The sequence below is a fragment of the Oceanobacillus longus genome, from assembly GCF_042650085.1.
GTDB classification, from domain to species: domain Bacteria; phylum Bacillota; class Bacilli; order Bacillales; family Amphibacillaceae; genus Oceanobacillus; species Oceanobacillus longus.
The window spans coordinates 1-14,646 of sequence record NZ_JBHSAO010000013.1 but is presented as its reverse complement, the minus strand read 5'-3'; the positions used below and the strand labels follow the sequence as shown (position 1 = coordinate 14,646).

Genomic DNA, 14,646 nt, shown 5'->3' with positions numbered 1-14,646 from the left:
GGCTCACCAGCCGCCCGCGAAAAGCGAAGTGTATTTCCCATAGCGGTCGCCGAAGTTTCTACATACTGATAGTTATAGATTTAATGAAATAACAGCAGTAATTTTCGGTGGAAAAGATAACCGCAGTCCCAATCTTTTAGAAAACAGGCTAATAAAAAAGATCACACTATTCATTAGTGTGATCTTTTTGTTTCTAAAGGTTTGATGCGTGCTTCAATTTTCTTACGCTGATTTTCTAAATAAGGAGGCAATGCCAATGATTCTCCAAGATGTTCAAATTCTTCATCCGTTACAAATCCTGGTCCATCTGTTGCAAGTTCAAATAATATCCCATTCGAATCTCTAAAATATAGAGATCGGAAGTAAAAACGTTCTACCATCCCTGAATTGGGTAGTTTAATTTCCTCCAGACGATCTTTCCATTTTGTCAGTTCTTCCTTATCTTCTACACGGAATGCTACATGATGCACACTTCCTCGTCCGGGTCTTTCCTGTGGAAGATCTTTTCTTACTTCAAGATGAACCTCTGCACCCGTTCCTCCATCACCAGTTGAGAATACGAGTATATCCGGTTGATCCGTAACTTCAGAAGGGTAGCTGCCAATCTGTTTAAACGTCAAAAGTTTGGTTAATATGTCCACTGTCGGTTCAGCCTTACGCACAGTCAGTTTCGCGGGTCCAAGCCCAATGATCCCCTTTTCGGCGGGCACAGTGCTGTGTTTCCAGACCTTCCCACCTGCAATCCCATTGTTTTCCTCATCTGAAACAAGTATTAGACGCTGTTTTTCAGGGTCACGGAAACGAATGATTTTACGTTCCCCTTGTACTGCAATATCATCATGATCAACATTATGTTCAGTGAAACGTTCCTTCCAATAATCCAGTGCTGCGTTATTTGGAACGCGTAAGGAGGTTGATGAAATACTGCCTACTCCCGGATAGGTTGTTCCGGCATTGGGAATTTCAAAGAAGGTTAAATCGGTGCCTGGATTTCCTGTTTCATCCGCATAAAACAAGTGGTACATCGATGTATCGTCCTGATTGACTGTTTTTTTGACAAGTCGCATCCCGAGTATCTCTGTATAAAAATGAAAATTATCTTTAGCATTCGCTGTAATGGCAGATACATGATGCATACCTTTTATCTTCATGGGTTTTCCTCCTACAAATATAAAACATCTTTAATTAAATATAAATAAAGTATAGACTTAATTCTGTGCCTTGTCCAAATTCTAGTTATAATATTATGCTTCCGGTTCATGATGCCGAGGTCGAATTCCATTTTGAAGTTGGCGAATACTTAAACCAAATGTCATTTGTAAATGTGGGTAATCTTTAAAATTTCTCCAATCGCCTCCCCATTCGAAACCCAAATCTTTTGCAATGTCAGCAACCTCAAACCAATCAGGTTCCCCATTATCGTTACCGTCATAATGAATGTCCCAGATGATCTCGCCTATATCGTTTTCCAATGCATAATCAATTGCCAACCCATAATTATGATAGGATTCTCCGGCTCTTGCATTTGTGACAATGTTCCCCCTGTTATTTCTCCCCTGCTCATATAATTGGTTTTGGGCTTCAAAGGAACGTATTTCTTCCGTTATAAACACTTTGATGTTATTATCGGAAGCCTTCTCAATCAGAGCATTTTTTTTCTCCTCAACGATTGGATTGAGTTCTGTAGGCATCGGAGCGTTCTCATCTAGATGTACATACGTGTTATCTTCCAACTGGTTATAAAGGAAAAAAAGCACAATCAAAAATATAATAATGAAGATCCATATGACGAATGTATCGGTAAAACCTTTCATGCAATTGCGTGCTCCTTTAGAATAGATATACTTTCATAATAACAGATATATTTAAATGAAGAATCGTTAAAACGTTGAACAATAATAAATGCATGTTTTATTGCAGTATCATTCAAGAGGAATTACAATGAATAGGATAGAGCATCAACGGAAAGGGACTATAATATGAAGAAAAAAGAAGCATTTGTCTGGGCAATTTTAATCTTCCTTGTTTTATTAATGGGAGCTTGTTCAGGGACACAAGAAAATGAAAAAACGAAAGCAACAGATGAGTTGATCCTTGCTGTTGGCGGAGAACCTGATGAGGGCTTTAATCCTACAACAGGATGGGGACGCTATGGTTCACCCCTTTTTCAAAGTACATTATTAACATATGATAAAGATTTTAACATTCGATATGATTTAGCTACTGATTATAAAGTGAGTAATCATGGGCTGACGTGGACGATAAATCTTCGTGAGGATGTAAAATTTTCCGATGGGGAGCCCCTTACAGCTGACGATGTTATTTTTACATTTGAAACAGCAAAAACAAGCGGCTCGATTATTGATCTCAGTAATGTAGAACAAGTCAAAAGTATTGATGAATATACCGTTGAATTCACGTTAAAAGAACCGGAATCCACTTTTATTAATTTACTGGTCTCAACAGGGATTGTACCGGAGCATGCATATGATGATACGTATAATGAAAATCCAATCGGTTCGGGACCATTTCAGTTGGTTCAATGGGATAAAGGACAGCAGATTATTGCAGAAGGAAATCCGGAATATTATGGAGACAAGCCTTTTTTTAGCAAGCTAACCTTCTTATTTTTATCCGAAGATGCTGCATTTGCAGCTGCAAAAGCGGGAGAAGTAGATGTAGTTTCTGTGCCGCCAGCTTTTGCTAATGAGGAGATAGCTGGGATGAATCTTATCGAATTAGAGAGCGTAGATAATAGAGGCATCATGTTTCCGTACGTCAGGGAAGGGGAACAAACTGCTGATGGTTTTCCAATAGGAAATAATGTTACAGCTAATATTGCAATACGAAAGGCTATAAATGTTGGTGTGGATCGTCAAACATTTGTTGATGGGGTTCTGGAGGGGTTTGGCACTCCGGCATATTCCGTTGCGGATCATTTACCTTGGTGGAATGCGGATACGTCAATAAGAGATAATGATGTCAAACAAGCTAAACAGATTTTAGAAGAATCTGGATGGGTGGAGAATGAAGAAGGTTTCCGTGAGAAAGATGGTTTGCTTGCAGCATTTACATTACTATATCCTGCAGGCGATCAAATTCGTCAATCCTTATCCATTACATTCGCCGATATGATGAAGCCATTGGGGATTCAGGTTACGACGGAAGGGAAAAGCTGGAATGAATTGGAACAATTAATGTATTCACATCCGGTAATGATGGGATGGGGAAGTCACGACCCTCTGGAAATTTACAACCTCTACAGTAGTGAAACAAGAGGGATTGGTTATTATAATGCCAACTACTATTCGAATCCTGTTGTTGATGAATATTTGAACCAAGCAATGCATGCGACTTCCGAAGAAGAAGCACATAAATATTGGAAAAAAGCACAATGGGATGGAGAAACAGGGTTTTCAGCACAAGGTGATGCACCGTGGGCATGGCTTGTTAATCTGAATCATTTATATTTCGTTAATGAAAACCTCGAAATTGGCGAACAGAAAATTCAGCCGCATGGACATGGGTGGCCAATTACGGATTTTATTGAGCAGTGGCGTTGGAAAGAGTAAGAGAGAAAGAGGTTAAACATTGCGATATAAACAAATTGCACAATACATCATTAGAAAATCAATTAAACTGGCAACATTATTAATTGCAGTCAGTATACTTTCTTTTACATTGATTAGTTATTCACCAATAGATCCTGTGCAATCTTATATTGGTGCAGATATGACTAGAGTTAGTCCCGAGCAGCGTGAAGATATTGCGGATTACTGGGGATTAAACGAACCAAAACTCGAACAATTTTTAAATTGGGGGGGAAATGTACTACAGGGAGAACTGGGTACCTCCCTGTTGTATCGAAGCTCGGTTGTTGAGACGATTGGGGAACGTTTCCTGGCATCTTTAGCATTAATGGGTATGGCCTGGATACTCTCAGGCCTGTTTGGCTTTTTACTAGGTATTATTGCAGGTACGAAAGAAGGAACCTGGATAGACCGATTGATTAAAGGATATTGCTTTCTGCTTGCATCAACGCCGGCATTTTGGCTCGGATTATTATTACTCATGCTGTTTTCCGTTTGGCTTGGTTGGTTTCCGATTGGGCTTGGATCACCTGCCGGAATATTGGCAGAGAAAGTTTCGCTTTTTGAACGGTTACGACACTTAGCTTTACCTGCATTGACATTGAGTATTGCTGGTGTTGCAAATGTTGCGTTGCATACTAGACAGAAGTTGATTGAAGTCCTTGAAAGTGAGTATGTTCGTTTCGCAAAAGCTAAAGGGGAGCGAGGTTTTACCTTGTTATGGAATCACGGTTTGCGGAATATTTCACTTCCGGCTATCTCATTGCATTTTGCTTCATTTGGAGAACTTTTTGGCGGAGCGGTTTTGGCGGAACAAGTATTTTCTTATCCGGGTCTTGGACAGGCAGTTGTGCAAGCGGGTCTAGGTGGCGATATTCCGCTATTATTGGGAATTGTATTATTTAGTACGATCTTTGTCTTCACAGGAAACTTAATTGCTGACCTATTGTATAACGTTATTGATCCTCGCATTAGAAAGGATGATATCTGATGAGGGGACGAATTCAACTATTAAATCTTAGACAGCAAACACTAGCTATTATTGTTCTGGCAGTGATTTTTCTATTTGGAATGGTAATAAGTGGGATACTTATCGACGCAGACAAGCTTTCTGTAAATTTGGCAATGAAAAATAGTGCCCCTTCCCTAGATCATCTCTTCGGGACAGATTGGCTTGGACGGGACATGCTGTCACGCACTTTAAAGGGTTTAACACTAAGTATGGGAGTAGGGTTACTTGCAGCTTCGTTGAGTGCTGGTATTGCTTTACTTTTAAGCTTATTGGCTTCTTGGAATAAGCAAGTCGATTATCTAGTTACTTGGCTTATCGATTTATTCCTTAGTGTTCCTCACATTGTTCTTTTGATATTGATTTCCTTTGCAATGGGTGGTGGAATGAAAGGCGTAGTGATAGGCCTTGCGTTTACACACTGGCCAAGCCTGACTCGCTTGTTGCGAGCTGAGATGCTGCAAATAATAAGTGCAGAATATGTAGGGGTATCTCAACGGTTGGGGAAATCGAGGTGGTGGATTGCAAGGCAGCATTTATTGCCTCATCTAGTTCCACAGGTTTTCATCGGTTTTATTTTATTGTTTCCGCACGCGATTTTACATGAGGCTGCTATCACATTTCTCGGTTTTGGGTTATCCACCGAACAACCTGCAATCGGAGTCATTTTATCCGAGTCAATGCGTTACTTGTCAACCGGAATGTGGTGGTTGGCATTTTTTCCGGGTCTTTCATTATTAATCATGGTAGCTTTGTTTGATATGCTAGGTAAAAATTTAAAGAGATTACTTGATCCATTTCATGGACAGAGGTGAGAAAGAGGGGATTCTACTAGAATGAAAACAACAAAAGATAAAAACCCGTTGCTTGAGGTAAAAGAATTTTCCCTCTCTTTTCGTCGATATGAAAAAGGTTTGCGAGAAACCAAAATGGATGTTATACGCCAATTAAATTTAACCATCGATGAAGGGGAAATTGTAGCGGTTGTAGGTGCCAGTGGATCAGGAAAGAGTCTACTGGCAAATGCGGTTCTTGGTATACTTCCTGACAATGTAATACTTAATGGAACATTAAAATACAAAGGAGAAGTGCTAACTCACAATAAGCAGATTCGACTACGTGGAAAGGAAATCTCACTTATCCCCCAATCTGTTAATGCACTCAATCCATTGATAAAGACTGGAAAACAAGTGCAATCAGTCATTCGAACCAGAGATAAAAAGGAAGTTCAGGAAGCTATATTCGGCGAGATTGGATTGCCGATAGAAACCGGTCAAAAGTATCCATTTGAACTATCCGGTGGAATGGCTAGAAGGGTTTTGGCAGCAACTGCGATGGCCAGCAATGCTCATTTAATTATAGCGGATGAACCAACACCTGGATTGGATCCGAGAGTGCTTCAGGAGACAGTAAGAAATATTCAACAATTAGCTTCGGATGGAAAAGGCATTCTGTTTATCACACATGATATAAATACGGCATTAAAATTTGCAGATAAAATAGCTGTTTTTCATGAAGGTAGAACAATTGAAATTGCGAATTCTGAAGATTTTAGTGGGAAAGGGGAAAGGTTAAGTCATTCCTATACGAAAGACCTTTGGAATGCCTTGCCTCAAAATGAATTTATTACTGACTTTGAGAAGATGAAGGACAGAAAAATATCTTATAGTGATGAGCAAAAGCTTGTTGTAAAAGGAATAAGTTACCGTTATGGAAGAAATCCCTATCTCTTTGAAGATCTTGAATTAACGGTGAATCCTGGTGAAATAGTTGGATTACATGGGTATAGTGGATCAGGTAAATCAACAATGGCACAAATTATTGCTGGATATTTAAAATCAAATACAGGTACGGTGACAGTAAATGGCGAAACAAATTTTGATTCATTAATGCATCCGGTTCAATTAGTTTGGCAACATCCTGAAAAAGTAATAAATCCCAAGTGGCAGATGAAAAAGGTTTTGGCAGAGAGTGGGATGGCGGAAAGCGAGTTACTTCATGATTTAAAGATGAAGCAGGAGTGGTTGTCACGTTGGCCAAGTGAGTTATCTGGTGGGGAATTACAACGTTTTTCAGTAGCCCGTTCGCTTCACGGTAATACAAAATATCTTATTGCAGACGAGATAACGACAATGCTTGATTCCATCTCACAGGCGCATCTGTGGAAAACAATTTTAAAGTTAGCCAAAGAGAGGAATCTCGGTGTACTTGCGGTCAGTCACGATTATCAATTATTGAAGCGAGTAAGTGATCGTATTATCAATTTCAATGATATTACAAATGTATAAGGTAAAGTATATTCCTTCCCTTTCAAAACCGAATTACGATATACTAAATTGAAGTTAATCCATTAATCTTAGCTTTTGAAGGGTGATTGGAATATTATGTTAGACGTCATAATTTGGATTATTATTAGTGTACTATTTATTTTAAGTTTTGCTGGAATCGTTTTTCCGATTGTTCCATCGGTGCTTGTATTATGGGTAGGGTTCTTCCTGTATCAATTTGTATTGAACGGAACAGAACTAAATACATTATTTTGGATAGTGATGTTTGTATTTACGATTCTGCTCATTGTTGCGGATATTATTGCCAACAGTTACTTTGTGAAGAAATATGGCGGAAGCAAGTGGGGTGAACGTGGAGCAGCAGTAGCGGTAATTATTGGTTCTTTCATTACACCACCATTCGGAATTATTTACGTTCCATTCATTGTTGTTTTTATCATTGAAATGGTACAAAAGAGAACTGCAAAAGAAGCCTTCCGGGCATCAATCGGTTCGTTATTTGGTTTTCTAGGTGGTACATTTGCAAAAGTAGTGATTCAAGTTGTAATGATTATTTGGTTCTTTATCTTAGTTTTATTCTAAATGGTAAAAAGAAAGGATTCTTTCCAATGAATTATCCATCAAGAGTGATGACCATTGCGGGTTCGGCTGCGGGTGGCAGTGCTGGAATCCAGGCAGATTTAAAAACATTTCAGGAATTGGATGTTTATGGTATGAGCGTTGTGACGGCTATCGTAGGTCGTCATCCAGAGACAAATAAAAATGTACATCCACAAACGATGGAAGCAATTGAGGCTCAGTTTTATACTGCGATACAACAAGTTGGTGCGGATGGATTAAAAACAGGAATGTTGTTTACGAAGGAAGTTATTGAAACGGTTGCAGGCTTGATTAAGGATTCAGAGATTAAAACGATTGTGGTCGATCCGGTAATGGTAGGGAAAATGAATTCCAAACTGTTGGAGAACGATGCAATTCATGCCTTGAAAAGTAAACTTATTCCGTTGGCAAGGATGATTACACCAAATATACCTGAGGCATCGGTTCTTCTGGGGGACAGGCCACTGCATACACTTCAAGATTTAGAGCAAGCCGCGGTTGACTTACATGCTCTTGGATCCAAGTATGTGTTGGTAAAGGGCGGAAGGTTAACTGGACCCGCAGTTGATGTATTGTATGATGGGGAGACGCTCACTACCTTTGAGGCTCCTCGAATCGATACCGTTAATACGAGTGGAGCAGGGTGTACGTACTCTGCAGCAATTACCGCTTATCTTACGAAGGGAAAGCCAGTTGCAGAGGCGGTTTATCTTGCTAAAAGCTTCGTAACAACAGCAATTGAATATGGATTTTCATATACTGATATTGTTGGACCAACCTATCATATTGCTGAAAGAAAATATGGTGAAGCATATCCGATTATAGTGAAAACGATATGACCTTTTTGGGAGTGCCGGAGAAGGGAAAGATCGATTTTTAATGAGTGAAATGCGAATCGCCGAGTACGCTTGACTTTCTAAATTAGAGTCTATATATTTAGTACATATAGGAAACGTTGAAGAGGATTAGTATAATTAATTTGTCTTTTCAAGAGAGGAAATGGACGCTGTGAATTTCCAAAGACATGAATTAGAACCTGCCTCCTGAGTTCGCCATCGGAAAAGCAAATGATTGCCTTAAGATGTGCGCGGTTCATAACCGTTATCAAGCTAAGTGTGCAAGGACAATCCTTTGCAAACAAGGGTGGTACCACCAGACCTCGGTCCCTTTTCGGATGGAGGATTTTTTTGTGTTTAAATATTAATCAAATATGAATAAAATGAGGTGTTCGGTTTGGGTAAAAAGAACAAGCAATTTGTAGAAAAAATTACTGCAATGGAAGATGACTTTGCTCAGTGGTATACAGATGTAGTAAAACAGGCTGATTTAGTTGATTACGGACAGGTACGCGGAACAATGATTATTAAGCCATACGGCTATGCCATATGGGAAAATATAAAAGATGAGCTCGATCGCAAAATTAAGCAAACAGGCCACTCGAATGTTGCTTTCCCAATGTTCATCCCTGAGAGCCTTCTGCAAAAGGAAAAAGACCATGTTGTTGGATTCGCACCGGAAGTAGCTTGGGTAACACATGGTGGAGATGAGGAGCTAGCGGAGCGAATAGCTGTCCGTCCTACTTCTGAAGTACTTTTCTGTGATTACTATTCCAAAAATATTCATTCCTATCGTGACTTACCAAAGCTCTATAACCAATGGGCAAATGTCGTTCGCTGGGAAAAAACAACACGTCCGTTCCTGCGCTCATCTGAGTTCCACTGGCAGGAAGGTCATACTGCACATGCAACAGATGAAGATGCAGCAAAGGAAACAGACAGAATGCTTGGTGTCTATGCTGACCTTGTAGAAAACTACCTTGCGGTTCCAGTGCTGAAGGGTCGTAAAACCGATAAAGAAAAATTCGCAGGGGCGAAATATACTTTAACTATTGAAAGCTTGATGCATGATGGAAAAGCATTGCAATCGGGTACGTCACATCATTTCGGTTCCGGATTTGCTGAAGCTTTTGATATTACGTATTTGGATGAAAACGGGGAAAGTCAGTTTGCTCATCAAACCTCATGGGGACTTTCAACAAGAATCATGGGTGCATTAATCATGGTTCATGGTGATAACCGTGGATTAGTAGTACCACCACGGATTGCTCCAACACAGGCAATGATTGTTCCGATTGCCCAGCATAAAGAAGGCGTCTTGGATAAGGCCTACACATTACGTGATCAATTACAGGATCTCGTCCGTGTAGATATCGATGGCAGCGATAAAATGCCAGGATGGAAATTCAATGAATACGAAATGAAAGGTATCCCAGTTCGAATTGAAATGGGACCAAAAGATATTGAAAAAGAGCAAGTTGTTCTCGTTCGTCGTGATACGGGTGAAAAAGAATTTGTAGCACTCCATGATTTGGAAGCGCGCCTTCCTTTATTATTGGAAGAAATTCAGTCCAATTTATACCAGAAGGCATTGGACCACCGCAATGAAATGACAAGTGTTGCAACAAATATGGAAGAATTTAAACAAACGCTTGATCAAAAAGGTGGATTCATTAAAGCAATGTGGTGTGGAGATGTTGCTTGTGAAGAGAAGATTAAAGAGGAAACAACAGCAACTTCCCGCTGTATTCCATTTGAACAGGAGACAGTAGCAGATACATGTGTATGCTGTGGTAAGGAAGCAAAAGAAATGGTTTACTGGGCAAAAGCATATTAATTTTGGAAAAGAGCACTGCTATGACAGTGCTCCTTTTCTTGATTAAAACGAGCAAGTGACATGTAGTTTGTTCGTTTTAATCAAGTAAAGAGCGAATTAAATTGACTGACTCCTCGGAAAATACGATCTATATAAAAACCTATTGCGTTATCTAGTGAATATATGTTATAAATATACATATAAACTTATAAATATACATAATCAATGGAGGCAACGATGAAAAAACAATTAAATCAAGCGATAGATAATATTATTCATGATCTTTGGAAAATGAGTAAACAATTATATGAGAATCCCGAACTGGGAGATCAGGAATTCAAGTCTATGCAGGTCCTTACAGACTTTCTCAAAAAACATGATTTTGAAATTGAAACGGGAATTGTTGAACGGCCGACAGCTTTCAAGGCGGAATTTCATAGCGAAAAACCGGGACCGAAGATTGCATATTTGGCAGAATATGATGCATTGCCTGGGGTAGGACATGGTTGTGGGCATAATCTGATTGGAACAATGAGCACTGGAGCGGGCGTCGCACTCAGTAAATTAGTCAAAGAAACGGGAGGAAGTGTTATCGTACTGGGCACACCTGCCGAAGAAACGAATGGAGCTAAAGTACCAATGAGTGAGCAAGGAACTTTTGATGATATTGATGTAGCGATGATCGTTCATCCTGGAGACGTTTCCAATGAGAGCGGAGAATCACTTGCAATGGATGCTATACAGTTCAGTTATTCAGGGAAATCCGCCCATGCAGCTGCATCTCCTGAACAAGGTATTAACGCATTAGATAGTGTGATACAACTATTTAATGGAATAAATGCTCTCAGACAGCACGTAACTTCCGATGTTAGGATTCATGGAATCATATCGGAAGGTGGTCAGGCGGCAAATGTTGTTCCAGATAATGCTACAGCGCAATTTTATGTGAGGGCCAAAGATAGAGAATACCTAGATGAAGTTGTTAAAAAGGTAAAAAATATTGCAGAAGGGGCAGCATTAATGACAGGGGCATCACTGGAGGTCTCGAATTATGAATTAAGTTATGATAATATGATAACGAATCAAGTGTTATCTGATAGATATACAGAAAACTTGAAGCTTACTAGTAAATATCCGGTCCTTCCTGCAAAAGAATCGTATGGTTCCATTGACATGGGGAATGTCAGTCAGGTTGTCCCTGCAATTCACCCTTATATAGGAATGAATAAGCCCGGTTTAATCCATCATACAACACAATTTGCTGAACAAACGGTAACAGAAGAAGGGAAACAGGCACTTCACGATGGAGCACTCTCATTAGCTCAAACTGGTTTTGATGTTTTAACAGATAAAGCATTATTTAAAGCAATACAAGAGGAATTTTCACAGTCATCATAAAGAAGTCTTTTGTAAAGAATAAAGGTAAAATATAACTTAATTTAAAATAGGGAGAGATAAAACACATGAAATTCTCATTTGGTAAATTAATTACAGCATTTTTATTGATTATGTTTTTAGCAGCATGTGGCGGTAGCAACGAGACAGATACAGATTCTAATGAAGATTCAGGAGACTCAGAGGAAAAAGAAGTATTAACAATGGCTACTTCAGCAGATTTCCCACCATTCGAATCACGTGATACAGAAGGAAATTTTGAAGGATTTGATATTGAATTGGCTCAGCTTATTGCCGAGGAACTAGGCTATGAACTGAAAATAGAAGACATGAGTTTTGATGGATTAATTGGAGCTTTACAGGCAGAACGTGTGGACATGGTAATGGCTGGTATGAGTGCAACTGAAAAACGTAAAGAAAATGTGGACTTTTCTAGTGAGTATAATCGTTCAGGAGAAATGTTTGTAACAAAAGCGGAAGAACCAATCGAAGCACTTGAAGAGCTTGAAGGAAAAAAAGTCGGTGTTCAGCTTGGGACGATACAAGAAGAAGGTGCAGATCAATTAAGTGAAGAATATGGGTTTGAAGTTAAAAAAGTAGATGATGCCGGAATTATGGTTCAGGAAATTAACTCGAATCGTATCGATGTAATGTATATGGATAAAGAAGTAGCAAAAGGGTATATTGAGTCACAAGGATTTGTTGGTTTCGATGATCCTACTACAGTTTCACCAGGTATGGCAATCGCATTCCCTAAAGGAAGCGAATTAGTTGAAGAAGTAAATGCTGCATTGGAAGAAATTGAATCCAGTGGTCAATTAAATGAATTAAAAGAAAAATGGTTAACCGAATCAGAATAAAATAGCATCAAGAGAAACGAGGTGATAGGGCATGAATTTGGATTTTACTCAAATCGTGCCTTATATTCCTTTTATGTTGGAAGGAATAGGGGCAACATTAAAATTTGTAAGTATATCAATAGTTGTAGGTTTTATTCTTGGTACAATTTTAGCAATGTGTAAAATTACTAAAATACCACTATTGAAATGGTTTGCGGATGCATATACATCAATATTCAGAGGTACACCACTTATTTTGCAATTAATGATTATTTATTTTGCAGTACCTCAATTGACTGGTTATGATATCTCCGCATTTTTATCTGCAATATTGGCATTTGGTTTAAATTCTGCAGCATATGTATCTGAAATTATTCGTGCAGGAATTATGGCAGTGGATAAAGGACAAACAGAAGCAGCGGAAGCGCTCGGTGTTCCATATCGTCCGATGATGCTCAATATCATTCTTCCGCAGGCATTCAAAAATATACTGCCTGCATTGATGAATGAATTTATTACATTAACAAAAGAATCAGCAATTGTATCTACCATCGGGTATCTTGATCTAATGCGGCGGGCCCAAATTGTTGGTGCTGATCTATATGCGAATTTTGAACCACTCCTATTTGCAGGATTAATTTATTGGGTAATGGTTTTCATTCTCACTAAAATTGGTGCGCTTGTGGAACGGAGGATGAGACAGAGTGATTAAAGCTTCGAATATAACAAAAGTATTTGGCAAAAATGAAGTACTTAAAGATATCTCCACAACAATTAATAAGGGAGAAGTTGTTACGGTAATTGGACCGTCTGGTTCCGGTAAATCTACCTTTTTGCGCTGCCTGAATCTTTTGGAGCAACCAACAAGCGGAGAAATTTATATTAAAGATGTAAATATAACAGATGGCAAAGTTGATAAGTTGGAAATTAGGAAAAATATTGGAATGGTATTTCAACATTTTCACTTATTCCCGCATATGACGGTGTTGGAAAATGTTACGTATGCACCGCAAAAGGTTAAGAAACAATCAAAAGAAACTGCATTGAAAAATGGTAAGGAGCTTCTTGCAAAAGTTGGTTTAACTGATAAAGAAGATGCTTATCCAAACCGTCTATCTGGTGGCCAGAAGCAGCGTGTAGCTATTGCGAGGGCACTTGCGATGGATCCAGAGATTATGTTGTTTGATGAACCAACTTCAGCACTTGATCCTGAAATGGTTAAAGAAGTGCTGGATGTTATGAAGGATCTTGTAGATACGGGTATGACAATGGTAATCGTGACACATGAAATGAACTTTGCGAAAGAAGTAGCTGATAAAGTTTTATTTTTGGATGATGGTGTCCTCATGGAGGAAGGGAATCCTAAGGAATTTTTCGACAAACCGAAAACAACCAGGGCTATAGACTTTTTGGATAAGGTGCTATAAAAATAATCCCCTCCACATGTGTTGGAGGGGGTTATTTTAAACGTTCAGTAATTTTTCAATATTTTTTTCGAGACTTTCAGGTTTTTTCTGTGGAGCAAACCGGTCCACAATATTACCTTCTTTGTCCACTAGAAATTTGGTGAAGTTCCATTTAATCTGGCCTCCTAAAAGCCCCTTTTTTTCTGAAGTCATATGTTTAAATAATGGATGTGCATGCTCTCCGTTAACATCAATCTTACTGAACATAGGGAAAGTAACGCCATAGTTTCTTTGGCAAATGTTAGCTATTTCGGAGTCTGTACCTGGTTCCTGATTGCCAAATTGATTGCTTGGAAATCCTAATATTTCTAAACCTTGATCATTATATTTATCGTATAGTTTTTGTAATCCTTCTAATTGTGGAGTAAATCCACATTCGCTCGCAGTATTAACAATCAGCATTGCTTTCCCTTTATAATCAGATAGGGGTTTTTCCGCGCCTTGAATTGTACTTGCGGTATAATTATAAATAGACACATAAACTCCTCCTTTATGGAAAGATTATAACAATTTGAAATTTATAAGTCAAAATATTGAACCACCAGTATAAGCGATTTGATTAATTAATTACTTAACTTTCGCAGAGTGAAATGGACAAATAAGCCTTGGTAAGAGGGCTGGAAATAACACTAAACAAGAAGATGACTTTGGATTAACTGCTTGCGCGTAACAGTCTAGACACATCGAAATTCCAATGCTCTTTTGGCGTTAATTTTCTTGCTTTTATCATCGTATTTTATATAAACTCCCTCAGATAGATTCAATTTACTCTTAAATGCTCGCTTATTCGCAGGATTTCAAACCACT

The 14,646-nt window shown here is 38.8% G+C and carries 14 protein-coding genes and 1 other annotated feature; of the genes, 11 read left to right on the top strand and 3 right to left on the bottom strand.

Annotated features, from left to right (window positions below; translation table 11 throughout):
- Positions 1 to 173 precede the first annotated feature (173 nt).
- Entirely contained in the window at positions 174 to 1,151 is a 978-nt protein-coding gene (locus ACFOUV_RS16495) for a ring-cleaving dioxygenase (protein ID WP_379497885.1), read from the bottom strand.
- A 93-nt stretch (positions 1,152 to 1,244) separates the two neighbouring features.
- The gene (locus ACFOUV_RS16490; protein WP_379497884.1) at positions 1,245 to 1,814 is read right to left on the bottom strand and encodes a M15 family metallopeptidase; all 570 of its coding nucleotides are present in this window, start codon (positions 1,812 to 1,814) and stop codon (positions 1,245 to 1,247) included.
- Between the two features lie 165 nt (positions 1,815 to 1,979).
- Between ACFOUV_RS16490 and ACFOUV_RS16485 the strand changes: the two genes are divergently transcribed.
- The 11 genes from ACFOUV_RS16485 (at position 1,980) to ACFOUV_RS16435 (ending at position 13,800) form a co-directional block, all read left to right on the top strand.
- Complete coding sequence (locus ACFOUV_RS16485; protein WP_379497883.1) at positions 1,980 to 3,572, top strand: ABC transporter substrate-binding protein; 1,593 nt, start codon at positions 1,980 to 1,982, stop codon at positions 3,570 to 3,572.
- Between the two features lie 19 nt (positions 3,573 to 3,591).
- Entirely contained in the window at positions 3,592 to 4,581 is a 990-nt protein-coding gene (locus tag ACFOUV_RS16480; protein WP_379497882.1) for an ABC transporter permease, read from the top strand.
- On the top strand, positions 4,581 to 5,414 hold the full coding sequence (locus ACFOUV_RS16475) for an ABC transporter permease (RefSeq protein WP_379497881.1): 834 nt from the start codon (positions 4,581 to 4,583) through the stop codon (positions 5,412 to 5,414). The genes ACFOUV_RS16480 and ACFOUV_RS16475 overlap by 1 nt, the downstream gene beginning before the upstream one ends.
- A 21-nt stretch (positions 5,415 to 5,435) precedes the next feature.
- The gene (locus ACFOUV_RS16470; protein ID WP_379497880.1) at positions 5,436 to 6,887 is read left to right on the top strand and encodes an ABC transporter ATP-binding protein; all 1,452 of its coding nucleotides are present in this window, start codon (positions 5,436 to 5,438) and stop codon (positions 6,885 to 6,887) included.
- Positions 6,888 to 6,983: 96 nt separating this feature from the next.
- Positions 6,984 to 7,469, top strand: a complete 486-nt coding sequence (locus tag ACFOUV_RS16465) for a DUF456 domain-containing protein (RefSeq protein ID WP_379497879.1) — start codon at positions 6,984 to 6,986, stop codon at positions 7,467 to 7,469.
- 26 nt (positions 7,470 to 7,495) lie between these two features.
- Positions 7,496 to 8,326 carry a bifunctional hydroxymethylpyrimidine kinase/phosphomethylpyrimidine kinase gene (thiD, locus tag ACFOUV_RS16460; RefSeq protein ID WP_379497878.1) on the top strand — a complete coding sequence of 277 codons (831 nt, stop codon included), beginning with the start codon at positions 7,496 to 7,498 and terminating at the stop codon, positions 8,324 to 8,326.
- 107 nt (positions 8,327 to 8,433) lie between these two features.
- Positions 8,434 to 8,658 (top strand) — a binding site (T-box leader).
- Between the two features lie 62 nt (positions 8,659 to 8,720).
- Complete coding sequence (gene proS / locus ACFOUV_RS16455) at positions 8,721 to 10,160, top strand: proline--tRNA ligase (RefSeq protein ID WP_379497877.1); 1,440 nt, start codon at positions 8,721 to 8,723, stop codon at positions 10,158 to 10,160.
- Between the two features lie 216 nt (positions 10,161 to 10,376).
- Positions 10,377 to 11,537 (top strand): M20 family metallopeptidase, encoded by a 1,161-nt coding sequence (locus tag ACFOUV_RS16450; RefSeq protein WP_379497876.1) that lies wholly within the window; start codon positions 10,377 to 10,379, stop codon positions 11,535 to 11,537.
- 65 nt (positions 11,538 to 11,602) lie between these two features.
- On the top strand, positions 11,603 to 12,394 hold the full coding sequence (locus tag ACFOUV_RS16445; protein ID WP_379497875.1) for an ABC transporter substrate-binding protein: 792 nt from the start codon (positions 11,603 to 11,605) through the stop codon (positions 12,392 to 12,394).
- Positions 12,395 to 12,425: 31 nt separating this feature from the next.
- Entirely contained in the window at positions 12,426 to 13,085 is a 660-nt protein-coding gene (locus ACFOUV_RS16440; protein WP_379497874.1) for an amino acid ABC transporter permease, read from the top strand.
- Positions 13,078 to 13,800: an amino acid ABC transporter ATP-binding protein gene (locus ACFOUV_RS16435; RefSeq protein ID WP_379497873.1), complete on the top strand. Its 723-nt coding sequence runs from the start codon at positions 13,078 to 13,080 to the stop codon at positions 13,798 to 13,800. Before ACFOUV_RS16440 ends, ACFOUV_RS16435 begins: the two co-directional genes overlap by 8 nt.
- A 36-nt stretch (positions 13,801 to 13,836) precedes the next feature.
- On the opposite strand, the gene ACFOUV_RS16430 is transcribed toward ACFOUV_RS16435, so the two are convergent.
- Positions 13,837 to 14,316, bottom strand: coding sequence for a glutathione peroxidase (locus ACFOUV_RS16430; RefSeq protein WP_379497872.1), 480 nt, complete (start codon positions 14,314 to 14,316; stop codon positions 13,837 to 13,839).
- Positions 14,317 to 14,646 lie beyond the last annotated feature (330 nt).

What these genes read in the sequence shown, in the direction of transcription:
- ACFOUV_RS16445 (WP_379497875.1), top strand. Translation starts at nt 11,603, where the DNA reads ATGAAATTCTCATTTGGTAAATTAATTACAGCATTTTTATTGATTATG.
- ACFOUV_RS16475 (WP_379497881.1), top strand. Translation starts at nt 4,581, where the DNA reads ATGAGGGGACGAATTCAACTATTAAATCTTAGACAGCAAACACTAGCT.
- ACFOUV_RS16470 (WP_379497880.1), top strand. Translation starts at nt 5,436, where the DNA reads ATGAAAACAACAAAAGATAAAAACCCGTTGCTTGAGGTAAAAGAATTT.
- ACFOUV_RS16485 (WP_379497883.1), top strand. Translation starts at nt 1,980, where the DNA reads ATGAAGAAAAAAGAAGCATTTGTCTGGGCAATTTTAATCTTCCTTGTT.
- thiD (WP_379497878.1), top strand. Translation starts at nt 7,496, where the DNA reads ATGAATTATCCATCAAGAGTGATGACCATTGCGGGTTCGGCTGCGGGT.
- ACFOUV_RS16465 (WP_379497879.1), top strand. Translation starts at nt 6,984, where the DNA reads ATGTTAGACGTCATAATTTGGATTATTATTAGTGTACTATTTATTTTA.
- ACFOUV_RS16440 (WP_379497874.1), top strand. Translation starts at nt 12,426, where the DNA reads ATGAATTTGGATTTTACTCAAATCGTGCCTTATATTCCTTTTATGTTG.
- ACFOUV_RS16495 (WP_379497885.1), bottom strand. Translation starts at nt 1,151, where the DNA reads ATGAAGATAAAAGGTATGCATCATGTATCTGCCATTACAGCGAATGCT.
- ACFOUV_RS16490 (WP_379497884.1), bottom strand. Translation starts at nt 1,814, where the DNA reads ATGAAAGGTTTTACCGATACATTCGTCATATGGATCTTCATTATTATA.
- ACFOUV_RS16450 (WP_379497876.1), top strand. Translation starts at nt 10,377, where the DNA reads ATGAAAAAACAATTAAATCAAGCGATAGATAATATTATTCATGATCTT.